Annotated in this window: 17 protein-coding genes and 1 pseudogene; 12 read left to right on the top strand and 6 right to left on the bottom strand. The window is 70.0% G+C overall.

Translation table 11 applies throughout. From position 1 onward, the window contains the following. Positions 1-211: 211 nt before the first annotated feature. A pseudogene (locus QFZ29_RS12675) lies at positions 212-1,243 on the top strand (glycerophosphodiester phosphodiesterase family protein); the annotation flags it as partial. Here the strand turns inward: QFZ29_RS12675 and QFZ29_RS12670 are convergent. After that, on the bottom strand, positions 1,236-3,764 hold the full coding sequence (locus QFZ29_RS12670) for an FG-GAP-like repeat-containing protein (RefSeq protein WP_306894441.1): 2,529 nt from the start codon (positions 3,762-3,764) through the stop codon (positions 1,236-1,238). The pseudogene QFZ29_RS12675 and the gene QFZ29_RS12670 overlap by 8 nt on opposite strands. A 192-nt stretch (positions 3,765-3,956) precedes the next feature. On the opposite strand from QFZ29_RS12670, the gene QFZ29_RS12665 reads away from it, so the two are divergent. Then, a complete protein-coding gene (locus QFZ29_RS12665) occupies positions 3,957-6,419 on the top strand; it encodes an ATP-dependent helicase (protein ID WP_306894440.1) in 2,463 nt (820 codons plus the stop codon). An 18-nt stretch (positions 6,420-6,437) separates the two neighbouring features. On the opposite strand, the gene QFZ29_RS12660 is transcribed toward QFZ29_RS12665, so the two are convergent. After that, entirely contained in the window at positions 6,438-7,883 is a 1,446-nt protein-coding gene (locus tag QFZ29_RS12660; RefSeq protein ID WP_306894439.1) for an FAD-dependent monooxygenase, read from the bottom strand. Positions 7,884-7,983: 100 nt separating this feature from the next. Between QFZ29_RS12660 and QFZ29_RS12655 the strand changes: the two genes are divergently transcribed. Beyond that, positions 7,984-8,604: a TetR/AcrR family transcriptional regulator gene (locus tag QFZ29_RS12655; protein WP_306894438.1), complete on the top strand. Its 621-nt coding sequence runs from the start codon at positions 7,984-7,986 to the stop codon at positions 8,602-8,604. A gap of 13 nt (positions 8,605-8,617) precedes the next feature. On the opposite strand, the gene QFZ29_RS12650 is transcribed toward QFZ29_RS12655, so the two are convergent. From QFZ29_RS12650 to QFZ29_RS12635, 4 genes are all read right to left on the bottom strand, one after another. Further along, the gene (locus QFZ29_RS12650; protein ID WP_306894437.1) at positions 8,618-8,950 is read right to left on the bottom strand and encodes a UBP-type zinc finger domain-containing protein; all 333 of its coding nucleotides are present in this window, start codon (positions 8,948-8,950) and stop codon (positions 8,618-8,620) included. After that, a complete protein-coding gene (locus QFZ29_RS12645; RefSeq protein WP_306894436.1) occupies positions 8,947-10,581 on the bottom strand; it encodes an FAD-dependent oxidoreductase in 1,635 nt (544 codons plus the stop codon). The genes QFZ29_RS12650 and QFZ29_RS12645 overlap by 4 nt, the downstream gene beginning before the upstream one ends. A 72-nt stretch (positions 10,582-10,653) precedes the next feature. After that, positions 10,654-11,484, bottom strand: coding sequence for a DUF72 domain-containing protein (locus tag QFZ29_RS12640; RefSeq protein ID WP_306894435.1), 831 nt, complete (start codon positions 11,482-11,484; stop codon positions 10,654-10,656). Positions 11,485-11,486: 2 nt separating this feature from the next. Then, positions 11,487-12,206, bottom strand: coding sequence for a VIT1/CCC1 transporter family protein (locus QFZ29_RS12635; RefSeq protein ID WP_306894434.1), 720 nt, complete (start codon positions 12,204-12,206; stop codon positions 11,487-11,489). A gap of 202 nt (positions 12,207-12,408) precedes the next feature. On the opposite strand from QFZ29_RS12635, the gene sucC reads away from it, so the two are divergent. From sucC to QFZ29_RS12590, 9 genes are all read left to right on the top strand, one after another. Next, positions 12,409-13,575 carry an ADP-forming succinate--CoA ligase subunit beta gene (gene sucC, locus QFZ29_RS12630; RefSeq protein WP_306894433.1) on the top strand — a complete coding sequence of 389 codons (1,167 nt, stop codon included), beginning with the start codon at positions 12,409-12,411 and terminating at the stop codon, positions 13,573-13,575. A gap of 16 nt (positions 13,576-13,591) precedes the next feature. Then, positions 13,592-14,494, top strand: a complete 903-nt coding sequence (gene sucD / locus QFZ29_RS12625) for a succinate--CoA ligase subunit alpha (protein WP_306894432.1) — start codon at positions 13,592-13,594, stop codon at positions 14,492-14,494. Between the two features lie 175 nt (positions 14,495-14,669). Then, positions 14,670-16,013 carry a cell division protein PerM gene (locus tag QFZ29_RS12620; protein WP_306894431.1) on the top strand — a complete coding sequence of 448 codons (1,344 nt, stop codon included), beginning with the start codon at positions 14,670-14,672 and terminating at the stop codon, positions 16,011-16,013. A gap of 31 nt (positions 16,014-16,044) precedes the next feature. Beyond that, positions 16,045-16,638, top strand: coding sequence for a phosphoribosylglycinamide formyltransferase (gene purN, locus QFZ29_RS12615; protein WP_306894430.1), 594 nt, complete (start codon positions 16,045-16,047; stop codon positions 16,636-16,638). After that, positions 16,635-18,245 carry a bifunctional phosphoribosylaminoimidazolecarboxamide formyltransferase/IMP cyclohydrolase gene (purH, locus tag QFZ29_RS12610; protein WP_306894429.1) on the top strand — a complete coding sequence of 537 codons (1,611 nt, stop codon included), beginning with the start codon at positions 16,635-16,637 and terminating at the stop codon, positions 18,243-18,245. Before purN ends, purH begins: the two co-directional genes overlap by 4 nt. Before the next feature lie 124 nt (positions 18,246-18,369). After that, complete coding sequence (locus QFZ29_RS12605) at positions 18,370-19,461, top strand: Glu/Leu/Phe/Val dehydrogenase family protein (protein ID WP_306894428.1); 1,092 nt, start codon at positions 18,370-18,372, stop codon at positions 19,459-19,461. Positions 19,462-19,491: 30 nt separating this feature from the next. Further along, on the top strand, positions 19,492-20,748 hold the full coding sequence (ddaH, locus tag QFZ29_RS12600; protein ID WP_306894427.1) for a dimethylargininase: 1,257 nt from the start codon (positions 19,492-19,494) through the stop codon (positions 20,746-20,748). 372 nt (positions 20,749-21,120) lie between these two features. Beyond that, positions 21,121-23,067, top strand: coding sequence for an ABC transporter ATP-binding protein (locus QFZ29_RS12595; RefSeq protein ID WP_373426210.1), 1,947 nt, complete (start codon positions 21,121-21,123; stop codon positions 23,065-23,067). Next, entirely contained in the window at positions 23,064-24,869 is a 1,806-nt protein-coding gene (locus QFZ29_RS12590; RefSeq protein WP_306894426.1) for an ABC transporter ATP-binding protein, read from the top strand. The genes QFZ29_RS12595 and QFZ29_RS12590 overlap by 4 nt, the downstream gene beginning before the upstream one ends. The last annotated feature ends 11 nt before the right edge of the window (positions 24,870-24,880 follow it).

The raw sequence follows: 24,880 nt of genomic DNA, 5'->3' as shown, positions 1-24,880 counted from the left end.
CATCCGTGCCGACATCCAACTTACCCGAGATACCAGTGACAACGCCCTGAGTTTCCGGCGGATTCCCGCGGATGCCGCGACCGCGTGGCTACGCTGGGGCACATGTTGCTCGACCGCTCGGAACGGCCCCTTGTGATCGGGCACCGCGGCGGCCCCGGGCTACCGGCCCGAGCACACCAGGTCGGCGTACGAGCTCGCGTTCGCGCTCGGCGCCGACGCCGTCGAACCCGACATCGTCGCGACGCGCGACGGCGTGCTCGTGCTGCGGCACGAGAACGAGATCTCGGGCACGACGGATGTCGCGAAGCGTCCCGAGTTCGCCGCGAAGCGCACGACTCGCGAGGTCGACGGCAAGCCCCTCACCGGCTGGTTCACCGAGGACTTCACGTGGGCAGAGCTGTCGACCCTGCGGGCGCGCGAGAGGCTGGGCGCGGTACGCCAATCGAGTTCGAGCTTCAACGGCCGCTACCCGATCATCCGGTTACGGGACCTGTTCGCACTCATCGACACCGCGGCCGACGAGCAGCGCCGACTCATCCGCATGGTCGCGGAGTTCAAGCACGCGAGCCACTTCGACGCGCTCGGCCTGCCGCTCGACGAGCTGTTCGCGGCCGAGCTCGAGGCGGCCGGCTGGGGTCGCGGCGACGAGCGGCTCATCATGGAGTCGTTCGAGTCCGGGCTGCTCGACCGGCTCGGCGCTCGCGGCATCCGTGGTTCCCGGATCTTCCTCATCGAGGTGACCGGCTCGCCCTACGATCTCGTGCTCGCCGAGGGAACCCGGGCGGCCCGCTATGACGAATTCGTCACCGAGGCGGGGTTGCTGGCGCTCGCCGACCGGGTCGACGGCGTGAGCGTCGACAAGGCGCGCCTGATCGGCGCACCGAAGGCTGCGGCTCGCGCGGGGCCAGGCTCAGGGGCTGCGTCGACCGCGGCGACGGATCCCACGGGCGCCCCCGTCGATCGCCGTGCAGCGCACTCGGCGCTCGTCGGCCCGGAGCTCGTCGATGCGGCGCACTCCGCGGGCCTCGAGATCTTCACGTGGACGCTCCGGCCCGAGAACCGCTTCCTCTCCAAGGGGTTCCGACGCGGCACAGCGCGCGCGGCCTACGGCGACTGGCTCGGCGAGTTCACCCTCATCGTCGGCACGGGCGTCGACGGCATCTTCGTCGACCATCCCGATCTCGGCGTCGAGGCGCGTGACTGGTGGTCACGCGGTGAGGACCGCTCGCTGAGCCTTACTTGAGTGTCGATGTGCCGAAGATGACGTAGCCGTTCCAGCCGCTGCCGACGGTCTTGGTCGGGCCCCACGTGCCGCCCGTCTTGATCGGGTAGTAGCGCAGCTCTCCGCCGGTCGACCGGGCGACGAGTCCGAGGGAGGAGTCGCCGGCGAAGCCCGTGGTGGGGGCGATGGCGGTCATCGCGTTCCATCCGGTGCCGACGACGGCTCTGGGTTCGGAGATGAACCCGCCGCTGCCGTTGGATCGGTAGAGGCGGAGCGCGCCGTCACTCGTGCGGGCGAGGATGTCCTGCTTGCCGTCGCGGTCGAAGTCGACCTGGGTGATGCCGAGCCCCGACCAACCGCTGCCGATGGCGGTGGCGGTCGTGAGGGCGCCTCCGGTGGTGTTGGGGTAGTAGTAGAGGCCGCCGGTGCTGCTCTTGGCCACGATGCCCGGACGGCTGTCGCTGTTCTTCCATGCGCCGACGGTGATCGACCAGCTCTCCCAGCCGGTGCCGATGGTGGTCGGTGCGCCGAGTCCGCCATCGGCCAGTCCTGGATGGAGAGTGAGGCGCCCGTCGGCCCATTGGGCGACGACGTCCTGCACGCCGTCGATGTTCCAGTCGATGACGAACGCGGACAGGAGCCCCGACCAGCCCGCTCCGATCTGCACGCCGCCCTCGACGCCGCCGGTTCCGGTGGCCTGGTATCGCCACAGTCGGCTCTGGGCGTCGACGGCAATCACGTCGGCGGCGGCGAGCTTCACGGTGGGCAGGTCGTTGTGCAGCGGTGCGCCGGCGATCAGGCGGTCGTTCCAGCCCGTGCCGATCGTCGTCGGCGAGCCGAGGGCTCCGGCCCCGACGGGGTAGTAGCTCAGGTCACCGGTCGCGGTGGTCCGCGCGGCGATTCCCGAGCTCGTAGCCCCGTCGAACCCGAACAGGGTGCTGACGCTGTTCATGGTGTTCCACCCGGTCGCGACGACCGTCCTGGCCTCGTCCATGAAACCGCCGACGCCGTTGGAGCGGTAGAGGCGCACGCTCCCGTCCTTTGACCGGGCGAGCAGGTCTTGGTGGCCGTCACCGTCGAAGTCCATCTGGGTCAGCGAGAGGCCAGCCCAGCCGCTGCCGATCGCCGTCGCGGACGTCAGCGCGCCTCCGGTGGTGTTGGGGTAGTGGGAGAGCTCACCGGTGCTGCTCCTGGCGACGATGCCGGGGTAACGGTCGCCGACCTTCCACGGGCCGATCGTGATCGACCAGCTCTGCCATCCCGAGCCGATCTGCACGGGCGCGGTGAATCCCCCGTCGAATTCGCCCCGATACAGGGTCAGTCGTCCGTCGCTCCACTGTGCCACGACATCCTGAAGGCCGTCGTTGTTCCAGTCGACGTTGTAGATCGCCTTGGCGCTGCCCCATCCCGGCCCGATCGCGACCGCTGCGCCGAGCTCGCCGGAACCCGTGGCCGGATACACCGACAAGACACCGGTGGCAGTGTCGACCGCGACGACATCGGCCTCGGAGCCGATCGTGGGCGTCGGCACGACATCCGTGCCGATCACGGCGTCGACGTCGGGGATGGTTTCATGATCGACGATGACCAGTTCCCGGGCGCTCGCCAGGTCCTGCACGTTGTCGTAGTACTCCACGACTCCGCCGCGCTCATTGAACTGGACCTTGTAGGTGCCGGGATGCAGGCCGCGGAAGGAGTACTCCCCGTCGGCATCGGTGCGGCCGGCGTAGGGAACGACGATCTCCCACGTGCCATCGTTCAGCATCCACAGGACCGCGTTCGCCGCCCACTCTTCGACCGGGCCATCCGGTCGCGAGATGCGGCCACTGATCGTGCCGCCCAGTGCAAGGGTGGCGTCGATTCCGGCCCGGGTCTCACCCGCGGCGAGCACGATCTCGTCGGCGCTCGCGCGGTCGGGTTTGTCTTCCCAGAACTCGGGCAGGTACTGCGGCAGCAGTTCCCGAACCTGGTTGAATCCGACGACATAGGTGCCGGCGGGCACCTTGATGCTGTAGTCGCCATTCTGATCGATCCTGCCTGAATAGCTCTGCTGCTCATCTCTCGACGCGGTGACGCTCCCGCCCTGCGCCGCCGTGATGCCACCGTCGGCCGTCTCGGCCTTCACGTTCCCCGCGATGACGGCGGTGCGCTCGAGTACACAGTCAACAGTGACGGTCTCTCCGGCGACCACGGTCACCTGGCGCCCGCCCACGTCGGGCATGTAGTCATCTGAGCTGGGCCGAGCGGCGACATGGTAGGTCCTCACCGGCACGTCCTCGAGGACGAAGGTGCCGTTGACGTCGGTGGTCGCCGTCGCTTCCACCTCGATCCATGCCTCGGCGACGTAGTAGTAGAGCTCGACCTCGACGTCGGCGATGCCGGCCCCGGCGGTGTCGGTCCCCGTCACGGTGCCGCTGACGGTGCCTGTCGCTTCTTCCGCCGATGCCGGCGACGCGGCCGCGAGCGACCCGAAGCAGAGTGCCGCGATCGCCGCAACGGCGACGAGAATGCGCGACCGTGTGCGTCCCGAAGACCTGTCCATACTGTGTTCCCCCAAGGCTGATGGTCGCCGCGCGCCCAGCCCCCCGACTGGGGATCGCGACCGTGATAGTGACTCTATGCGTTCGGCGCTGTCGAGGCGAGGAACGCGCTTCCCGCGACCGGCGGCGGGGAGATCATCCGATTCCCGTGGTCGAATCCGGTGTCGGATGCCGCGCCTAGACTTGACGGTGACATGACGCTGATCCTCGACCCCGACGAACCGGCCGGCTGGCGCGAGGCGCCGCCCGCGCACGGCGTGACCACGGGCGGTTCTCGCCTCACCGACGGGCTCAATCCCGAGCAACGCGAAGCCGTGGAGTACCGCGGTCCGGCGCTGCTCATCGTCGCGGGCGCCGGCTCCGGCAAGACCCGCGTGCTCACGCACCGCATCGCGAGCCTCATCGAGAGCCGCGAGGCGTGGCCGAGCCAGATCCTCGCGATCACCTTCACGAACAAGGCCGCCGCCGAGATGCGCGAGCGCGTCGAGGCGCTGCTCGGCGAGGGCGCGAGCGGCATGTGGATCTCCACGTTCCACTCGGCGTGCGTGCGCATCCTGCGCCGCGAAGCCGAGTCGATCGGCCTCTCGGGCACGTTCACGATCTACGACTCGGCCGACCAGCGCACCATCCTGAAGCGCATCATCAAAGAGCTCGACGCCGACACCCTCGGGTTCACCCCTGCGAGCGCGCAAGCGAAGATCTCGAAGCTCAAGAACGAGCTCGCCGACGTCGAGTCATACGCGCGCAATGCGAACACGAACGACCCGCAAGAGGTCATGTTCCTCGAGATCTTCCGCCAGTACACGCGTCGCCTCCGCGATGCCAGCGCGCTCGACTTCGACGACCTCATCGCCGAGACGGTCTACCTCTTCCGTGCCTTCCCGAAGGTCGCCGCGCTCTACCAGCGGCGCTTCCGGCACATCCTCGTCGACGAGTACCAAGACACGAATCACGCGCAGTACTCGCTCATCCGCGAGCTCACGCGGCCGGTGCCGGCCGAGCGGGTGCGCGAGATGGAGTCGCACGGCATCAACGTGCGGGCGCTGACGGATGTCGCTGGCGGCATACCCGGCGCGAGCCTCACCGTCGTGGGCGACTCCGATCAGTCGATCTACGCGTTCCGCGGCGCCGACATCCGCAATATCTCGGAATTCGAGCGCGACTTCCCCGGCGCCCGCGTCGTATTGCTCGAGCAGAACTACCGGTCGACGCAGAACATCCTCTCGGCCGCCAATGCCGTCATCGCGAACAACTTCGACCGCAAAGAGAAGAAGCTCTGGACCGCCGACGGCGACGGCGACAAGATCACCGGCTACACGGGGTACACGGCGCACGACGAGGCGCAGTTCGTCGCCGACGAGATCGAGTCGCTGCACCGGTCGGGCGTCGCCTACCGCGACATCGCCGTGTTCTACCGCACGAACGCGCAGACGCGAGCGCTCGAAGAGATCTTCGTGCGCTCGGCGCTGCCCTATCGCGTCGTCGGCGGCACGAAGTTCTACGAGCGCGCCGAGATCAAAGACGCGATGGCCTACCTCATCGCCGTGGCGAACCCGCTCGACGAGCTCGCGCTGCGGCGCATCCTGAACACGCCGAAACGCGGCATCGGGCCCGCCACCGAGACCGCGCTCGCGAGCTTCGCCGAGCAGAACGACCTGTCGTTCCGGCAGGCGATGCGCGCGGTATCCGGCCTCGGTCTCGGTCCCAAGGTGACGGGGGCGATCTCTGGCCTCGCCACGACGCTCGACGAGGCGGCGGCGATGCTCGTGCCCTCAGCCGAGGGGCTCGCCGCGGGCACCAACGCCGGCGCCGCGAAGGTCTCCGACGTGCTCGTGTTCCTGATGGAGCGATCGGGCCTGCTCGACACGCTCCGCAACAGTCGCGACCCGCAAGACGAGACCCGAGCCGAGAACGTCGAGGAGCTCGTCGCACAGACGCGCGACTTCGACCGGGAGAACCCCGATGCCACGCTCGTCGACTTCCTCACGCAGGTCTCGCTCGTGGCGGCGGCCGACGAGCTCGACGACGCCTCGGGCACCGTCTCGCTCATGACGCTGCACACCGCGAAGGGCCTCGAATACCACGCCGTGTTCCTCACCGGCATCGAGGAGGGTCTGCTGCCGCACCAGATGTCGGCATCCGAGCCCGGCGGCCCCGCCGAGGAGCGGCGGCTCTTCTACGTGGGCATCACACGGGCGCGCAAACGCCTCTACCTCTCGCTCGCGATGAGCCGTGCGCAGTTCGGCGAAGTGGCGGTCGCGATGCCGAGCCGCTACCTGCAGGAGATCCCCGAGGGGCTCATCGACTGGCGACAGTCTCCCGGCATGGCGACGTCGCGCGGCGGCACCCAGCCGCGAGCGCTGAACGCACGTCGCGAGGGCGGCGCGTGGGGCACGCGTGACCGCGACCTCGAACGCTTCAGCGTCACGAAATCAGCGAAGCCGAAGACCGAATGGGCCAACCGCGTCACCGGCACGGTGCGCGACAATGGCGACCTCACCCTCGCGGCGGGCGACCGCATCCGGCACACCGACTTCGGCGAGGGCAAGGTCACGCAGGTCACGGGCGAAGGCTCGAAGAAGGTCGCGCACGTGAGCTTCGACACGGCCGGGCAGAAGAAGCTCCTGATCAAGATCGCGCCGATCGAGAAACTCTGACCGCCGCCCTCGAGCCTCCTACGCGGCTCGGGCCAGGGCGAGGCGGGTCGTTCCCCTGGCTGCTTCGGTAATGGCCGTTGAGATCGATGGAGCGTCGGTCGACGAGGCCCAGCGAGCGACCGGTCGGCCGTCGGGCCGCACGAGGAGCAGGCCGTCGACACCGAGCTGCAAGACGTCGGCGGTCGCCGGGTCGACGACGTGGACGGCGACCGTGATGTCGTGCGTCTGGGTCTGCGGCACGTGCGCCCGCGGGCCCGCGAACATGGTCAGCCCCTCTCCGAGCAGGTCGAGGGTGGAGGTGCGCCCATCGGGCAGCCACGTGTGGGGGATGCGGTCGGCGATGTCGTCGAGGTAGTCCAGCGAGACGTCGCGTCGCTCCGACTCGTTCGCCGATCGCTCCATGTTCCGCAGGCCCACAGGCCGGCGCTCGGCCTCGAACGAGTCGAGCAGCGACTCGTTGGCCCAGCCGCGCAGGACCCAGCCGAGCTTCCAGCCGAGGTCGTACCCGTCGTGGATCGCGGTGTTCATCCCGGCGGCACCGCGCGGGGTCATCCGGTGCGCGGCGTCGCCGATGAGGAACACGCGTCGCTCACGATAGCGCTCTGCGATCTGGGCGGTGAAGGTGAAGTCACCGGTCCAGGCGATCTCGGCCTCGAGGTCGGGCACCCCGACGCCTGCGCGGATGAGTTCCACGAGACGCTCCGGAGGGTAGTCGGCCCGTGACTCGCGCGTGGGATCCCAGGTCATGGAGAAGACCCAGCGGTCGCGCTGGTCGGTGGGGAGGACCACCCACGGCGGCCCTTGGCGCATGAGCATGTAGAGCGCGTGGCGACGGTCGCCCAAGAGGTCGGCGATCGGCGCCCGGAAGAGCACGGCGAGATAGGCGCCCAGATCGCCGGGCCCCTGCATCGCGATCCCGGCGTGGCGACGAACCGCACTGTGGGCGCCGTCGGCGCCGATCACGTATTCGGTGCGCAGGGTCGACGTCTCATCGCCGTCGCGAAGCGTCACGGTGACGCCGTGGTCATCCTGGTCGATCGCGACCAGCTCGGTACCGAGCCGGACCGACGTGCCCGGCAGTGAGAGCAGGTGCTCCATGAGCACGGGTTCGAGGTGGTCCTGCGGGGCGATGACGCCGGTCGTCGGGCTGAGCGAGGCCGCGACCGCGGCTGACGGAAATCCCATCGAGATCTCAGTGCCCTCCACCGACGTGAGGGTGCGACCGACCCAACCGGTCGGGCTGCCATCGATCGCGCCGGCGCGGACGGCGGCCTCCAGACCCCAAGCGCGGATCAGCTCCATCGTGCGCAGGTTGACGCCGGTCGCGCGTGGGAAGGCGGAGAGGGCGGCGCGGCGCTCGACCACGAGCGTGCGGACGCCGAGGCGTGCGAGGGCGATCGCGGCCGTGAGCCCGGCGGGGCCGGCTCCGACGACGACCACGGTGGGCGTTGCGGTGGTGTGCATGACGCGGATCCTTCGGGAGTTTTTCATCGGACAGGGTGTCTTTCAATAGACAGTGTGTCTTTTGTCGGACGTGGTGTCAAGTGAAACTAGGATGTTCCTCGTGACGAAGCGGAAGTACACCCAGCAGGCACGCGCCATGGCGGCCGACGAGACGCGACGCCGGATTCTCGATGCGATGCGTGACCGGCTGCGCGCGGCTCCCAGCGAGGCGTTGAGCGTGGAGCGCGTAGCGCAGGAGGCCGGCGTCGCCCGCTCGACCGTGTACCTCGTGTTCGGCACGAGGGCGGGGCTCTTCGAGGCGCTCGGCCAGGACCTGCTCGAGCGGGGCGGCTTCCAGCGGATCATCGATGCCGTCGCGCTGCCCGACCCACGCGACGCGATGCGCGAGTCCCTACGGGCGGCGGCAAGCGTGTACGCAGCCGAGCGCGACGTCAGCCGAACGATCTACTCGATGTGGTCCCTCGAGCCCGAGGCCGTGCGCCGCGCCTTCGAAGTGGTCGAGCGTGGCCGGGCCGAGGGGCAGCAGTGGATGGCACGGCGGCTCGGCGAGCAGGGGTACCTGCATCCGGATGTCACGGTCGCGGAGGCGACCGACATCCTCTGGGTCATCACGAGCTTCGAGACATTCGACCAGCTGTACACGGGGCGAGGTCTGAGTGCGGAGGACACCGCAGCGCGCCTCGTCACGATGGCCGAGCGTGCACTGCTGGCGCAGGGTTGAGGCGCGTCGCCGCTCAGTGCAACAGCCGGCGCCAATCGCGGGGCACGCGTCCGTCGGGGCCGGGCGACGCCTGCTCCTCGGGACGCGACATGGGTGGTGAGAGCGGAACGGGCTGGGCCGGCGCGTCGGCGGCGTAGTTCCAGAACCAGTCCTCGCCCGGCTCGAACGAGGTGGCGACCGGGTGGCCTGCGTCCCGCGCGTGCGCCGAGGCGTGCTGGGCGGGGGAGGAGTCGCAGCACCGGATCTCGCCACACGTGATGCAGCGCCGCAGGTGCAACCACCAGCCTCCGCCAGCGAGGCACTCGATGCATCCGGTTCCCGACGGCGGCGGCGCGAGCACGCTCATTCCGACACCTCGGCGAGGGCGCGGTGCACCGATGCGACCGCACTCGAGCCTTCACCGACGGCCGCCGCGACCCGCTTCATCGACCCGCGCCGAACGTCGCCGGCCGCGAACACGCGGGGAAGGCTCGTCTCGAACGGCAGCGGCGAGCGGTGCAGCCCCTCCCACATCGGACCGAGCAGCTGAATGTCGGTTCCGGTGCGCACGAATCCGTGTTCATCGCGGTCGAGCTGGGTGATCCAGTCGGTCGCCGGCTGGGCACCGATGAAGCAGAAGAGGCCTCGGCAGTCGACCGTGGCGTTCGTGCCGCCCGCGAGCGTGACCTGCTCGAGCGCAGCGTCGCCGTGCAGCTCGGTGACGCTGGTGCGCGTGTGCACCTCGATTCGCGGGTCCTCGCTGAGCCGCTCGATGAGGTAGCTCGACATCTGCGTCGACAGGTTCTCGGAACGCACGACGAGTCGCACGGGGCATCCGTTCGCCGCGAGGTAGAGCGCCGCCTGCCCGGCCGAGTTCGCGCCGCCGACGACCACGACCGGCGCACCGGTCACCTGGCGCAGCTCGAGCGCCGTCGCCGCGTGGAAGATTCCCGCTCCCTCGAACTGCGCCCAGCGATCGAGCTCGAGTGTGCGGTACTGCGCGCCGGTCGTGACGATGACCGCCCTCGCGCGAACGAGCGTGCCGTCGGACAGTGACAGCGTGAGCGGATCAGGCGACCACTCGAGCCCGGCCGCCTCGCACGGCGCGAACACGCGCACGCCGAACTTGAGCGCCTGCAGCGACGCCTGACCGGTGAGCGCATCGCCGCTCACGCCGAAGGGGAAGCCGAGGTAGTTCTCGATGCGCGACGTGGCGGCGGACTGCCCGCCCGGCGCGATCGAGTCGAGCAGCACCGTGCGCAGGCCCTCCGATGCCCCGTAGATCGCCGCGGCCAGACCCGCCGGACCGCCGCCGACGACCGCGAGGTCGGCCGCCCGCTCGTCGTCGTTCACGTAGGCCAGGCCGAGCATCTCGGCGACCTGCCCGGGAGTCGCCCCGAGCACGTTCTCGCCCTGCACGATGGCGACCGGCAGGTCGTCAGCAGTGAAGCCGTGGCCGGTGAGCGACGCCGACGTGGCCGGGTCGTCGGCATCGACCCAGGTGTAGGCGAGCTCGAGTCGCTCGGCATATCGGCGCAGCGCATGGGAGCCCGCCGAACGGGACGTGCCGATGATCTTGAGCGTCAGCGCCGCCGGACCCTTTCGCAGGGCTTCGCGCCGAGCCCACATGGTGCGCAGCAGGATGTCGCAGAGCTCGTCGTCTTCGGCCATGAGCCGCTGCAGCGCCGCATGGTCGACGCGGAGCATTCGGCCGGGCTTGGAGGCGCGCGCCGTCAGGAAGGCGCGCTGTCCGTTGAGCAGGCCGAGCTCGCCGAAGAAGGTTCGCTCTCCGATCGCCGCGATGACCGTTTCGCCGACCCACGGCAGGGCGTCGCGGACGACCTCGACCTCACCGCTTTCGATGAGGATGAGGTCGTACCAGCGGTCGCCCGACCGGACGAGGATCTCCCCGGCGGCCACGTCGGCGGGCACGCCGTACCGCACGAGGCGATCCCACTGCGCGTCCGTGAGTTCGGGTACGACACGATCCGAGTCCATGCCCATCTCCCTATCGTGCACCATCGATCGAATGAGATGGAGGGTGTCCGGGGTGCCCGTCGCGGGCCTGCGTCACGCCGACAGCCGCTCGATGAGTGCGATCGCGTCGAACGGCGCCCGCACCTTCACGTCGTTGTCGAAGTACACGAACGTGTCGCGGCCGGCCTCGAGGTGCGACCGCACCCAGGCCTCCCACCGTTCGAGCGACTCCTCGTCGTAGCCCGAGGTGTACAGCTCCTTCTCGCCGTGCAGGCGGGCGTAGGCGAAGTCGGCGGTCACCCAGTCGAGGCGCGGGAACTTGCCGGCGGTGTCGGCGACGACGGATGCCACGCGGTGACGCGCGAGCAGCGACCGCCAGGCATCCGTCTCGAAGCTCGGATGCCGCACCTCGAAGGCGTGCCGAAGGATGCGGTCGGCCGGCGCGTTGAGGGCGAAGGCGCTGCGTCCCGTCATCCGCCGGTCGCGGTGGCGCGCGAGTGCCGCGGCGTCGCCGTGCGTTCGCGGCAGCTTGGCGAGGAACGCGTCGAGGAGCCCCTCGTCGAACGCGAGGTTCGGCGGCAGCTGCCAGAGCACCGGTCCGAGCTTCGGGCCGAGGGCGAGCACGCCCGAGGCGAAGAAGTTCGCGAGCGGCGCGTCGACGTCGCGGAGCCGCTTGAGGTGGGTGATGAACCGCGGTCCCTTCACGGCGAAGACGAAGTCGGCCGGCACGGCGTCGCGCCACCTGACCCAGTTCGCCGGCCTCTGCAGCGAGTAGAACGAGCCGTTGACCTCGATCGACGTGACGTGTCGCGACGCGTACTCGAGCTCGTCGGCCTGACGCACGCCCTTCGGGTAGAACTTCCCGCGCCACGGCGGGTACAGCCAGCCGGAGATCCCGATCCGCACCTCGGCCTGGTCGGACATCGCTACACGGCCACGCCGAGCAGGGCGCCGATCGTCCAGGTCACCGCGAGCGCGAGCCCGCCGCCGACGGTCACGCGCAGGATGGCGCGGAGCCTCGGGCTGCCACCGATCCACGCGCTCAGCCAGCCGGTGATGGCGAGGGCGACGAGCACCGCGATGAACGTCGTCGCGATCCGCCACTCGGGCGGCGGCAGCAGGATCGCGAGCATCGGCAGCACCGCACCGACGAGGAATGAGAGAGCGGATGCCCCGGCGGCGTGCCACGGGTTCACGACCTCGTCTTGGGCGATGTGCAGTTCCACCTCGAGGTGCGCGGCGAGCGCGTCGTGCTCCGTGAGCTCCTGCGCGACGGTCTCGGCGGTGCCGGCGGAGAGTCCCTTGCCACGGTAGAGCGCGGCAAGCTCGGCGAGCTCCTGTTGCGGCATGGTCTCGAGCTCCCAGCGCTCCTTCGCGATGAGCGTGCGCTCGGTGTCGCGCGCGCTCGAGACCGACACGTATTCGCCGAGTCCCATGGAGATCGCACCGGCCACCACGGCTGCCACGCCCGCCACCAGGATGGCCCCGACCTCCGTCGTCGCAGCGGCGACGCCGACGACGAGCGCCGCGACGGAGACGATGCCGTCGTTCGCGCCGAGCACCCCGGCGCGCAGCCAGTTGAGCTTCACGTGCACTGCGGCCTCGTGCGGGTCGGTGCGGTGGATCGGTTCCCGCGGGTGCGTCATGCGGCCAGTCTCGCACCGGGCTCGCGGCGTCGCCAGCAGCCTGGCGGCTGTGCATTCCGGTTCGGACCCCTCGTTGAGGGGGAGTACCATGGTCGTCGGCCCGCGTATCTTGACGTCGAGATGAATCGGCACGGCCCGGGCCACCACCACCCAACAGCCCCTGTGCGCGACCGCGCGTGCGGATCGATTGGAAGTAGAGAGCGTGGATCTTTACGAGTATCAGGCCAGAGACCTGTTCGAGCACTACGGGGTTCCGGTGCTTCCGGGCATCGTGGCCGACACCCCCGATGAGGTGCGAGCGGCGGCCGAGAAGCTCGGCGGCGTCGTCGTCGTGAAGGCGCAGGTCAAGACCGGTGGCCGCGGCAAGGCGGGCGGCGTCAAGGTCGCGAAGAACCCCGACGAGGCGTACGAGGCGGCCAAGGCCATCCTCGGCCTCGACATCAAGGGACACGTGGTCAAGCGGGTCATGGTCGCCGGCGGAGCGCGCATCGCGCAGGAGTTCTACTTCTCGGTGCTGCTCGATCGGGCCAACCGCTCGTACCTCTCGCTCACGAGCGTCGAGGGCGGCGTCGAGATCGAGGTGCTCGCGGTCGAGCGGCCCGAGGCGCTCGCTCGCATCGAGGTCGACCCTGTTGCGGGCATCACGCTCGAGAAGGCCCGCGAGATCGCCGTGGCCGCGAACTTCCCGGCCGACCTCGTCGACAAGGTCGCCGACGTGTTCGTGAAGCTCTACGAGGTGTACGACAAAGAAGACGCCACCCTCGTCGAGGTGAACCCGCTCATCCTCTCCGAAGACGGCGAGGTCATCGCACTCGACGGCAAGGTCACGCTCGACGAGAACGCCGAGTTCCGCCACGCCGGTCACGCCCTGCTCGAAGACAAGGCCGCGGCCGACCCGCTCGAGGCGAAGGCGAAGGCCGCCGACCTCAACTACGTGAAGCTCGACGGCGAGGTCGGCATCATCGGCAATGGCGCGGGCCTCGTCATGTCCACGCTCGACGTGGTCGCCTACGCCGGCGAGAACCACGGCGGCGTGAAGCCCGCCAACTTCCTCGACATCGGCGGCGGAGCCTCGGCCGAGGTCATGGCCGCCGGCCTCGACGTCATCCTCGGCGACCCGCAGGTGAAGAGCGTGTTCGTCAACGTCTTCGGCGGCATCACCGCGTGCGACCAGGTCGCGAAGGGCATCGTCGGCGCGCTCGCCGAGCTCGGGCACGCCGCGAACAAGCCGCTCGTCGTGCGACTCGACGGCAACAACGTCGAAGAGGGTCGCCGCATCCTCGCCGAGGCGAACCACCCGCTGGTGACGCTCGCCGAGAACATGGACCAGGGCGCCGACAAGGCCGCCGAGCTGGCGAACGCCGCGTAGTAAGGGATTCGAAGACATGACGATCTTTCTGAACAAGGACTCCAAGGTCATCGTCCAGGGCATCACCGGCGGCGAGGCCTCGAAGCACACGGCACGCATGCTCGCCGCGGGCACCCAGGTAGTGGGCGGCGTGAACGCCCGCAAAGCCGGCACCACCGTGCTGCACACCGACAACGACGGCAACCCCGTCGAGCTGCCGGTCTTCGGCACGGTCGCCGAGGCGATCGCGCAGACCGGGGCGGATGTCTCCATCGCCTTCGTTCCGCCGGCGTACACGAAAGACGCCGTCGTCGAGGCCATCGACGCCGAGATCCCCCTCCTCGTCATCATCACCGAGGGCGTGCCCGTGCAGGACTCTGCCGAGTTCTGGGCCTACGCCAAGGAGAAGAGCGGCACGACCCGCATCATCGGGCCGAACTGCCCCGGCATCATCAGCCCCGGTGAGTCGCTCGTCGGCATCACCCCGGCGAACATCACCGGCAAGGGCCCCATCGGCCTCGTCTCGAAGTCGGGCACCCTCACGTACCAGATGATGTACGAGCTGCGCGACCTCGGCTTCTCGACGGCCATCGGCATCGGCGGCGACCCCATCATCGGCACGACGCACATCGACGCGCTCGCCGCGTTCGAGGCCGACCCCGAGACGAAGGCGATCGTCATGATCGGCGAGATCGGCGGCGACGCCGAGGAGCGCGCGGCCGACTTCATCAAGGCCAACGTCACGAAGCCCGTCGTCGGCTACGTCGCGGGCTTCACCGCCCCCGAGGGCAAGACCATGGGCCACGCGGGCGCCATCGTCTCCGGCTCGGCGGGCACCGCCCAGGCGAAGAAGGAGGCCCTCGAGGCCGCCGGCGTGAAGGTCGGCAAGACGCCCTCCGAGACGGCGACGCTGCTCCGCGAGGTCTACGCCGCGCTCTGAGGTACGTCCCGTCCGGTGGTTGAGTAGGACCGAAGGACCGTATCGAAACCACCTTGCCCTGGCGGGTGGTTTCGATACGCGTCGGGCTGCGCCCGGCGCTCCTCAACCACCGGAGTGCCGGTTGCCGCACGTCGTGCCCACTGAGCGGCGTCAGCCGGGCTAAGCTCCCGGAGGAATGAGACGCACGACGATCGCCCTGCTGGCCGCACTCGAGGCATCCGTCGCGGCCCTCATCGGCTTGGGCATCGTGCTCGTGCCCCTCATGTTGCTCTGGGCGGTGCACTTCGGGCTCTCGGTCGATGTGACGGTGTTCCTCCGAACCGCGGCCGACGTGTGGCTGCTCGGCCACGGGGTCGACCTCGAATTGCAGCTCGACGCGGTGACCGCGGCGCGCACCGGACTGCCGGCAGCGGGCGATCCCTTCACGATCACGATCGCGCTCCTCGGCTTCGCGCTCCTCTCCGTCGTCTTCGGCCTGCGGATCGGCCGGCGAGCGGCCGCCGGCGGGCACTCGGTCACCGGCGGGCTGTCGGCGACGCTCGTCTACGCGGTCGTCGGCGCCGGGCTCGCCCTCGCGGCCGGAATCGACGGTGCTCGGCCCTCGCTGTGGCAGGGTGCGCTCCTCCCGGCCTTCGCGATGGCACTCGGCGGCGTCATCGGCGCCGCTGCCGAGTCGCATCGAGCCGGCATGGTGACGGATGCCGCGGGCGTCGTCGTGCGCGGCCGTCTCGCCGCGTTCCCGCCGGCCCTCGTCGCGGGTGCGCGTGTGGCGGTGCGCATCGGAGCCGGAGCGGCGTTCGGCGTGCTCGCGCTCGGCGCCGTGCTCGTGGCCGTGCTCGTCGCCCTCGACTACGCGACGATCGCCGGGCTGTACCAGGCGCTCGGTGCGGGCATCGACGGTGGCATCGCCCTCACGGTCGGCGAGCTCGCGTTCGTGCCCAACCTCGTCGTCTGGGCGACCGCGTGGCTGCTCGGCCCGGGATTCGCGATCGGCGCCGGCACGGCCGTGTCACCGGGCGGCACCCTGCTCGGGCCCGTGCCCGGCATCCCGCTCCTCGGGGCGCTGCCGACCGATGTGGTGGCCCTCGGTGGCCTCTGGCTCATCGCGCCGGTGCTGCTCGGCTTCGTCGGGGCGTGGCTCGCCTTCCCAGACGCTGCCTTGCGTCACGAGGTTCACGGGCCGCGAGCGGCGCACGGCGCCGGCGTCTCGTGGTGGCATCCGCTCGCCGTGGGCGCCGGTGCGGGCGGAGTCGCTGCGCTCGTGCTCGGGATGCTCGCGTGGTGGTCGGGCGGTGCCGCCGGACCCGGTCGCCTCGCCGAGGTCGGCCCCAACGCGTGGGCGGTCGCGGGGGTCGCCGCCGTGACGGTCGGCGTCGGGGCGATCGTCGGAAGCTACGCGGCCAGGGCGCGCGGAATCGCCCCCGGCGACGAACCCGGTCCGCGCGATCGGGCAGGCCGGCCCGGCGACCCCGAGGAGCCGGCTCCGCAGCGTGAGTTCATCTGGGGTGCCGAGCGCTGAGCGGCCTCCGGCCAGCCGGTAGGCTCTGAGGGTGCAGAAGCTCGTCGTGCTGATCTCGGGCGGAGGGTCGAACCTCCGTTCCCTGCTCGAAGCCTCTGAAGACGCGGAGTTCCCCGCTCGCGTCGTGGCGGTCGGCGCCGACCGCCAAGCCGACGGCCTCGCCCTCGGCGAGGAGTTCGGCATCCCCACGTTCACGGTGCCGTTCACCGCGTATCCCGATCGCGACGCGTGGGGCGCGGCGCTGATCGAGCAGGTGCGCCAGTGGGAGCCCGATCTCCTGGTGCTCTCGGGCCTCATGCGGCTCGTGCCGCCCGCGGTCGTCGACGCGTTCGCGCCATACCTCATCAACACGCACCCGGCCTACCTGCCCGAGTTCCCGGGCGCGCACGCCGTGCGCGACGCGCTCGCCGCAGGCGTCACCGAGACCGGCGCGAGCCTCATCGTCGTCGACAACTCCGTCGACGGCGGCCCGATCATCGCGCAGGAGCGCATCCCGGTGCTCCCGGGCGACACGGAGTCGAGTCTCCACGACCGCATCAAGCCCGTCGAGCGGCGCCTGCTCATCCAGGCCGTGCTCGACATCGCCAACTCGCACCTCGACCTGAAGGAAATCGCACGATCATGAGCGGTCCCAGCCACGACCCGAGCCTCTATCGCGATCGCGACCCCGTGCCCGTGCGGCGGGCGCTCGTCGCCGTGAGCGACAAGAGCGGACTCGTCGAGCTCGCCACCGCGCTCGTGCGCGCCGGCGTCGAGATCGTCTCGACGGGCGGCACCGGCAAGGCCATCGCCGACGCCGGACTCCCGGTCACCCAGGTGTCCGAGGTCACGGGCTATCCAGAGCACCTCGATGGGCGAGTTCGCACGCTGCACCCGGCCGTGCACTCCGGCCTGCTCGCCGACCTGCGACTCGATCACCACGAGACGCAGCTCGCCGAACTCGGCATCAAGCCCTACGAGCTCGTCGTCGTCAACCTGTACCCCTTCGCCGAGACCGTGGCCGCAGGTGCGGAACCCGACGCTGTCATCGAGCAGATCGACATCGGCGGGCCTGCGATGGTGCGGGCGTCGGCGAAGAACCACGCGAACGTGGCCGTCGTGGTCTCACCCGGCCGTTACGACGAGATCATCGCGGCGGTCGCCGCCGGCGGCACGACGCTCGCGCAGCGCAAAGACCTCGCGCGCGAGGCGTTCCGGCACACCGCCTCGTACGACGTCGCGGTCGCCTCGTACATCGGCAGTGTCGTCGCACCCGACCAGCCCGCTGAGGAGTCGCCCTTCCCCGCGTGGGTCGGCGGCACGTGGACGAAAGACGCCGACCTGCGCTACGGCGAGAACTCGCACCAGCGCGCGGCGCTCTACGCCTCGCAGGGAGGCCGGCCGGGCATCGCCCAGGCGACGCAACTGCACGGCAAAGAGATGTCGTACAACAACTTCGTCGATGCGGATGCCGCGGTGCGCAGCGCCTTCGACTTCGACGAGCCGGCCGTGGCGATCATCAAGCACGCGAACCCGTGCGGCATCGCGGTCGCGTCGCCCGGGGCATCCGACCCGATCGGTTCAGCGCACCAGCGTGCCCATGAGTGCGACCCCGTGTCGGCCTACGGCGGCGTGATCGCCGCGAACCGCGTCGTCACGCGGGCGATGGCCGAGACGGTCGCCGGCATCTTCACCGAGGTGCTCGTGGCTCCCGGCTTCGAGCCCGAGGCACTCGAGGTGCTCACGAAGAAGAAGAACCTGCGCTTGCTGACCCTTCCCGAGGGCTTCGTCCCGACCGCGATCGAATTGCGGCAGGTCTCGGGCGGGATGCTCCTGCAGCAGGCAGATCGGCACTTCGCGCCTGCCGCAGACTGGACCCTCGCCGCGGGGGAGCCCGCCGACGAGGCGACGCTCGCCGACCTCGAGTTCGCATGGCGCGCCTGCCGCGCGGTGAAGTCGAACGCCATCCTGCTCGCCTCGAACGGTGCCTCGGTGGGCGTCGGCATGGGACAGGTGAACCGAGTCGACTCGTGCAAGCTCGCGGTGGAGCGCGCGGGGGAGCGGGCCGCGGGGTCGGTCGCGGCATCCGACGCCTTCTTCCCGTTCGCCGACGGCCTGCAGATCCTGATCGACGGCGGCGTGCGCGCGGTCGTGCAGCCGGGCGGTTCGGTGCGCGACGAGGAGGTCGTCGACGCGGCGCGTGCGGCGGGGGTCACCATGTACTTCACGGGCGAGCGGCACTTCTTCCACTGATCACCGCGGGCTCGCGCTCATGCTCGTGGACGCATTCGCGCGGCGGTACCCTTAAGTGAACCCGCGCTCACGAGGCGCGGGCACCGGTTCCGCTCACGAGGCGGTTGAACAAGGAGAACGATCGATGACGATCACCCATGCCCCGGCCCCTGCGCCCGAGGTCAGCGCAGAACTGCCGACGGAAGCCCCCGAGCACGAACGGGTGCTCATCACCCACGGTCCGCGCTCCGGTCTCACCATCATCGTCGCCGTGCACTCGACGCGGCTCGGCCAGGCTCTCGGCGGCGCCCGGCTCTGGCGTTATGGGCACTGGACCGACGCCCTCGCCGACGCCCTCCGCCTCTCGCAGGCGATGACGCTGAAGAACGCCGCAGCCGGTCTCGCGCGCGGCGGCGGCAAGGCCGTGATCGCGATTCCCGCGGGGGTCACCCTCGACGAGGCGCGCACACGCGACGCCATGCTCGATCTCGGCGACGCGGTCGAGTCGCTCGGCGGCGCCTACATGACCGCCGAAGACGTCGGCACGAGCGCCGAGCTCATGTCGGTCGTGCACGAGCGCACCGAGTTCGTCTGCGGGCTCCCGCCCGAGCAGGGCGGCGTCGGCGAGCCGGCGGATGCCACTGCGGCCGGCGTGTACGCATCGATCCTCGCGACCCTCGACCACGTCTTCGGATCGCCCGAGGTCGCCGGCCGGCACTTCGTTGTAGCGGGACTCGGCCAGGTCGGCGGACGCCTCGCTCGCAGCCTCGCCGCCGCGGGAGCCCGGCTCACGGTCACCGACGTCGCTCAGGGCAAGCGGGCGCTCGCCGACGAACTCGGCGCCGAATGGGTCGAACCGGGCGATGCACACCTCGTCGAGGCCGACGTGTTCGTGCCGTGCGGACTCGGCGGCGTACTCACGCCCGACGTCGCTCGCGACCTTCGCGTGAGTGCCGTCGTCGGAGCGGCGAACAACCAGCTCGCCGCTCGCGACGTCGCGACGATGTTGCAGCGCCGTGGCATCGTCTGGGCACCCGACTTCGTCGTGAACGCCGGCGGCGTGATATACCTCGACATGGCCGGTGTGCCGGGCGTCGACCAGGCACGCCTCGACGCGCGCATCGAGGGCATCGGCGACACCGTCGCCGCGGTGCTCCGCGGCGCCGGTGCGAACGGCTCGACCCCCCTCGAGGCGGCTGAACGACTCGCCCGCGATCGCCTCGACGCCGCGCGCTGACGGGTCGGCACCGGCCGATAGGCTCGTGCCATGACGTCCCCCGCCTCGCCGCCTCTGTCCGCCACGGCCCGGTACACGCCGGCTATCACACCGTGGCGGCAGACGGTGGCGGTGCTCATCTCGGCGGGGGTCGTCGCGATCACGGCGATGGCCGTGGCGGTGCTCGCCTTCTTCATCGGCAACGGCCAGTCGCCCGAGATCGTCCCGCAGCTGTTCGGCCACTTCGGGCTCGCGGCGCTCGTGGTGTGGGTGCTGCTCTCGGTGGCGAACGGAATCGGCGCGACCCGCTCGTGGTTCCTCGCCGCGATCGCCGGCCTCGTCTCCGCGTGCCTCGCCGCCCTGTTCGCCACGACGGCCACCGTGAGCGCGGGCGGCAATCCGTTCACCCCGCGCATCTTCGAAGCCGTGCTCGCCTCGCTCGTGAGCTTCAACCTCATCTTCATCCTCGCGGCGATCGCCGCCGAGGTCTTCCTCGCTCCGCGGGTGCTGCATGGAATCCTGGCGTTCGCGCCGGCTCGACCGCCGCGGCAGATCGCGCTCGTGCGCATCCCCGCCTCGAACCTCGACGAGGGCGAGCTCACGCATCTCGAGCGGCAGCCGGTCGACAAGGCGCGTGCCGACGAGCAATGGGACAACTACTGCGCGGCGCTCGTCGCCGAGGGCTGGGAGACCATCGAGGTCGACGCCGCACCCGAGCTCGCCGACTCGGTCTTCGTCGAAGACGCCGTCGTCATGTTCGGCGACCTCGCCGTGATCGCGAACCCGGGCGCGGTGTCGCGGCGCCCTGAGGTCGAGGCGGTCGAGCGCGCGGTGCGGGCGATCCCCGGCGTCACGGTGGAGCGGATCGAGCTGCCCGGCACGCTCGACGGCGGCGACGTGCTGAAGGTCGAATCCACGGTCTACGTGGGGGCATCGTCGCGCACGAACGCCGAGGGCATTCGCCAGTTGCGGTGGCTCCTCAACCCCCACGGCTACACCGTGGTCGCGGTGCCCATCACGAAGGCGCTGCACCTGAAGAGCGCAGCGACGGCGCTGCCCGACGGCACGATCATCGGCGACCCCGCGCTCCTCGAGGTCGAGAGCCTCTTTCCGCGGTTCATCGCCGTTCCCGAGCCCGAGGGCGTCGCGGTCGTCGAGCTCTCCCGAGAGTCCCTGCTCATGTCGGCGGCGGCGCCGCAGACGGCGGCGATGCTCTCGAGCCTCGGTTACCGCGTGGTCACCGTCGACATCAGTGAGTTCGAGAAGCTCGAGGGCTGCGTCACGTGCCTGTCGGTGCGGGTGCGCTGAGCGAGTCTCGCTCGCTCGCAGACTGATTCGGAACAGTCTCGCCAAGACTCTTGCACGCGACGAAGCTGTACCCATAGGCTGTAGGGCTGGCTGCCGTGAGAAATCCGGTCGCCTTGGGGATGATCAGTCAACGACGCAGGAGGACACCATGCAGACAGACACCAACGCCCGCACGATCGCGGTCGACGGCGCTGCCAGCCCGGCGCTCCTCTCCGATCGGATCGCCGGGTAGCACCAGGCCCGTCCGCCGGCTCAGCCGGCCCGTCTCGCGGTAGCCCCGCATCCGACGCGACTTCACGCGTCCACTCGTTCTGATCTCGTCCGATCGACGCTTCTTGCGTGTGCTCGGCGCACTTCCGGAAGGAAACGGCTTTGTCAGCCACCCCTCACAACAAGGATCAACCCGCCGAGCGCACGAGCGCCGTGCGGGCGCTGTTCCGGCTCCGCGAGTACGCGCGGCCGGCGCTCCCCGCGATCGCCGCCGGCATGGGCGCCTCGCTCGCCTCGCAGCTCATCGCGCTCTCGATTCCGCAAGTGCTGCAGGCCGTCGTCGACGGCCCGCTCTCCGACGGCGACGCGAGCGCGATCTGGCCGCTCGCCGGGCTCGTCTTCGGACTCGGCGTGCTCGAGGCCGTGATGATCGCCCTGCGCCGCTGGTTCGTGCTCACACCGGGCACCAAGGTCGAGGCGAGCATGCGCAACGCGCTCTATGCGAAGCTGCAGGACCTGCCGGTGAGCTTCCACGACCGTTGGCCGAGCGGGCAGCTGCTCTCGAGAGCCATGAGCGACCTCGGCCTCATCCGCCGGTGGCTGTCGTTCGGGCTCGTGCTGCTCGTCGTGAACCTCATCGTGATCGTCGTGGGTCTCGGCATCCTCATCTCCATGAACTGGATGCTGGGCGTCGTGTTCCTCGTGTGCTCGATCCCGCTCTGGATCATCGGCTTCCGGTTCGAGGGCCGCTACTCGGAGGTCTCCCGGCGCAGCCAGGACCAGGCGGGCGACCTCGCGACCGCCGTCGAGGAGTCGGTGCACGGCATCCGCGTGCTGAAGGCCTTCGGCCGCGGCAAGCACGCACTGTCGAGCTTCCGCGTCCGAGCCGAGTCGCTGCGCAGCACTGAGATGGAGAAGGCGCGGCTCGAGGCGAGCATCTGGGCATGGATCATCCTGGTCCCGGCCGTCGCGCTCGCCGGATGCCTCGTGCTCGGCGTGTGGCTCGCGTCGCAAGGCGTGCTCACCGTCGGCGAGCTCGTCGCGTTCTTCGCGACGGCCACCGTGCTCGCCTGGCCGATCGAGTCGATCGGGTTCCTGCTCGCGTTCTCGCTCGACGCACGCACGGCGACCGATCGCTTCTTCGACATCCTCGACAGCGAGAACGCGATCACCGACCCCGAGCGCCCCGTCTCGGTCGAGCAGCCGCTCGGCGAGCTCGCGTTCTCAGGCGTGCGCTTCCGCTACCAGGACTCGCCCGAGCGGTTCGGCGACCTCCTCGACGGGATCGACCTCGTCGTCGAGCCCGGCGAGACGATGGCCCTCGTCGGCCTCACCGGGAGCGGCAAGACGACGCTGACCGCGCTCACCACCCGGCTCTACGACGTCACGGGGGGCTCGATCACCCTCGACGGCGTCGACATCCGGGCGCTCACCCGCGAGGAGCTCCGCACGCACATCGCCATGGCGTTCGAGGATGCCACGCTGTTCAGCGCCTCGGTGCGCGAGAACGTGCTGCTCGGCCGTCCCGAATTCGGCGAAGACGACCCGGCGCTCGCCGCCGAGGCCGAGCGCGTGCTCGACGAGGCACTGAGCATCGCGCAGGCTTCGTTCGTCTACGACCTGCCCGACGGCGTCGACACGAAGGTCGGCGAAGAGGGCATGAGCCTCTCGGGCGGGCAGCGTCAGCGGCTCGCGCTCGCTCGCGCGGTCGCGGCATCGCCGGCAGTGCTCGTGCTCGACGACCCGCTCTCGGCGCTCGACGTCGCGACCGAGGCGCGCGTCGAGGCCGAGCTGCGCCGAGTGCTCGCCTCGACGACCGCCCTCATCGTCGCGCACCGCCCCTCGACCGTCATGCTCGCCGATCGCGTCGCGCTCCTCGAGGAGGGCCGCATCACCGCGGTCGGCACCCACTCCGAGCTGCTGCGAGAGAACGAGCACTACGCCTTCGTCATCTCGAGCCTCGAAGACGAAGTGCGGCGCGAGGCTGCCGAGGCATCCGATCTCCTCGTGACGGATGCCGCTGAGGCATCCGATCCCATCGAATCCGATGCCGCCGAATACACATCGACCGAGACCGGACCCATCGAACGAGAGGAGGCGAACCGATGAGCGTCATCGGCGTCGAAGGTGAGGAGCGCAACGACTTCACCAAAGCCGAGTCGAAGCAGGTGCGTGCACGATCGCTGCGCCTGCTCGGCTCCCTGTTGCGGCCGCTGCGATTGCGACTGTGGCTCACGATGATCGTCGTGTTCGTCTCGACGGCCGCGCAGGTCGCCGGGCCTGCGCTCATCGGATTCGGCATCGACCGCGGCCTGCCGGCCCTGCTCGACGGCGACTGGCTGCCGGTGGGCTTCGCCGGGGTCGCCTACCTGCTCACGGCCGCCTCGGGAGCGCTGCTCATCGCGTGGTACATCCGGCTCTCGACTCGAATCAGCCAAGCGGTGCTCCTCGACCTGCGCACGCGGGTGTTCCTGCACACGCAGAAGCTCTCGCTCGAGTTCCACGAGTCGTACACCTCGGGGCGCATCATCTCGCGACAGACGAGCGACCTCGATGCGATCCGCGAGCTGCTCGACGAGGGCATCAACCAGCTCGTGCGCGGCGTCCTCTACATGTCGTTCACGGCGATCGCCCTCGTGCTGCTCGACTGGACGTCGGCGCTCGTGCTGCTCGGCGCGCTCATCCCGCTCACGGTGCTCACGCGCTGGTTCCAGGTGCGCTCGCAGAAGCTGTTCCGCCAGTCCCGGGTCGCCTCGGCGAAGCTCATCGTGCACTTCGTGGAGTCGATGACGGGCATCCGGGCGGTGCAGGCGTTCCGCAAGGAGCGGCGCAACGAGAAGGCGTACGGCGAGCTCGTAGAGGACTATCGCGACGTCAATGCCCGCGTGATCCAGCTCTTCGGCATCTACGACCCGGGCCTGCTGCTCATCGGCAACGCATGCGTCGCGGCGGTGCTCGTCGTCGGCGGATTCCGCGTGGTCGAGGGTGAGCTCGCGATCGGCCTGCTCCTCTCAGCGCTCCTCTACACGAAGCGGTTCTTCGACCCGATCGAGGACATGGCGATGTTCTACAACGGGTACCAGTCGGCCGCCTCGGCGCTCGAGAAGATCTCGGGCGTGCTGGAAGAGGAGCCGAGCGTGCCCGAGCCGCGGCATCCGGTCGACCTGTGGAACGCCGACGGGCACGTGCGCTTCGAGGCCGTCGAGTTCGCGTACACGAAGGATCGCGTCATCCTGCCGCGCTTCGATCTCGACGTGCCGGCCGGGCAGACGATCGCGCTCGTCGGGTCGACCGGCGCGGGCAAGTCGACGCTCGCGAAGCTCCTCGCGCGGTTCTACGACCCGAGCGACGGGGTCGTCGAGCTCGACGGCATCGACCTGAGGTCGCTGCATCCGAAGGACCTGCGGCGCGCGATCGTGATGGTCACGCAGGAGGCCTACCTGTTCTCGGGGTCGGTGGCCGACAACATCGCGCTCGGCAAGCCCGATGCCACGTCCGACGAGATCGTGCGCGCCGCGAAGGCCGTCGGAGCGCACGAGTTCATCGAGAGCCTGCCGAACGGCTACGACACCGACGTGAACAAGCGCGGCGGGCGCGTGAGCGCGGGTCAGCGCCAGCTCATCTCGTTCGCGCGCGCGTTCCTCGCGAACCCCGCGGTGCTCATCCTCGACGAGGCGACGTCGTCGCTCGACATCCCGAGTGAACGGCTCGTGCAGGAGGGGCTCACGACACTCCTCGCCGACCGCACGGCGGTGATCATCGCGCACCGCCTCTCGACGGTCGCGATCGCCGACCGGGTGCTCGTCATGGAGCACGGCCGCATCGTCGAAGACGGCACTCCCTCCGACCTCATCGGGGGATCGGGCCGCTTCGCCGCGCTGCACGCGGCCTGGCGCGACTCGCTCGTGTGAGGTGAAGTGAG

It is taken from the genome of Agromyces albus (genome assembly GCF_030815405.1).
In the GTDB taxonomy this organism is placed as follows: domain Bacteria; phylum Actinomycetota; class Actinomycetes; order Actinomycetales; family Microbacteriaceae; genus Agromyces; species Agromyces albus_A.
Note: the sequence above shows the minus strand (reverse complement) of the source record. Positions and strands in the feature narration are given on the sequence as shown.

Excerpts from the sequence above, each read along its gene's own strand:
- QFZ29_RS12635 (WP_306894434.1), bottom strand. The coding sequence starts at position 12,206 with ATGACGCACCCGCGGGAACCGATCCACCGCACCGACCCGCACGAGGCC.
- QFZ29_RS12620 (WP_306894431.1), top strand. The coding sequence starts at position 14,670 with ATGAGACGCACGACGATCGCCCTGCTGGCCGCACTCGAGGCATCCGTC.
- QFZ29_RS12640 (WP_306894435.1), bottom strand. The coding sequence starts at position 11,484 with ATGTCCGACCAGGCCGAGGTGCGGATCGGGATCTCCGGCTGGCTGTAC.
- sucD (WP_306894432.1), top strand. The coding sequence starts at position 13,592 with ATGACGATCTTTCTGAACAAGGACTCCAAGGTCATCGTCCAGGGCATC.
- QFZ29_RS12645 (WP_306894436.1), bottom strand. The coding sequence starts at position 10,581 with ATGGACTCGGATCGTGTCGTACCCGAACTCACGGACGCGCAGTGGGAT.
- QFZ29_RS12660 (WP_306894439.1), bottom strand. The coding sequence starts at position 7,883 with ATGCACACCACCGCAACGCCCACCGTGGTCGTCGTCGGAGCCGGCCCC.
- QFZ29_RS12590 (WP_306894426.1), top strand. The coding sequence starts at position 23,064 with ATGAGCGTCATCGGCGTCGAAGGTGAGGAGCGCAACGACTTCACCAAA.
- QFZ29_RS12665 (WP_306894440.1), top strand. The coding sequence starts at position 3,957 with ATGACGCTGATCCTCGACCCCGACGAACCGGCCGGCTGGCGCGAGGCG.
- QFZ29_RS12605 (WP_306894428.1), top strand. The coding sequence starts at position 18,370 with ATGACGATCACCCATGCCCCGGCCCCTGCGCCCGAGGTCAGCGCAGAA.
- purH (WP_306894429.1), top strand. The coding sequence starts at position 16,635 with ATGAGCGGTCCCAGCCACGACCCGAGCCTCTATCGCGATCGCGACCCC.
- QFZ29_RS12650 (WP_306894437.1), bottom strand. The coding sequence starts at position 8,950 with ATGAGCGTGCTCGCGCCGCCGCCGTCGGGAACCGGATGCATCGAGTGC.
- ddaH (WP_306894427.1), top strand. The coding sequence starts at position 19,492 with ATGACGTCCCCCGCCTCGCCGCCTCTGTCCGCCACGGCCCGGTACACG.
- QFZ29_RS12670 (WP_306894441.1), bottom strand. The coding sequence starts at position 3,764 with ATGGACAGGTCTTCGGGACGCACACGGTCGCGCATTCTCGTCGCCGTT.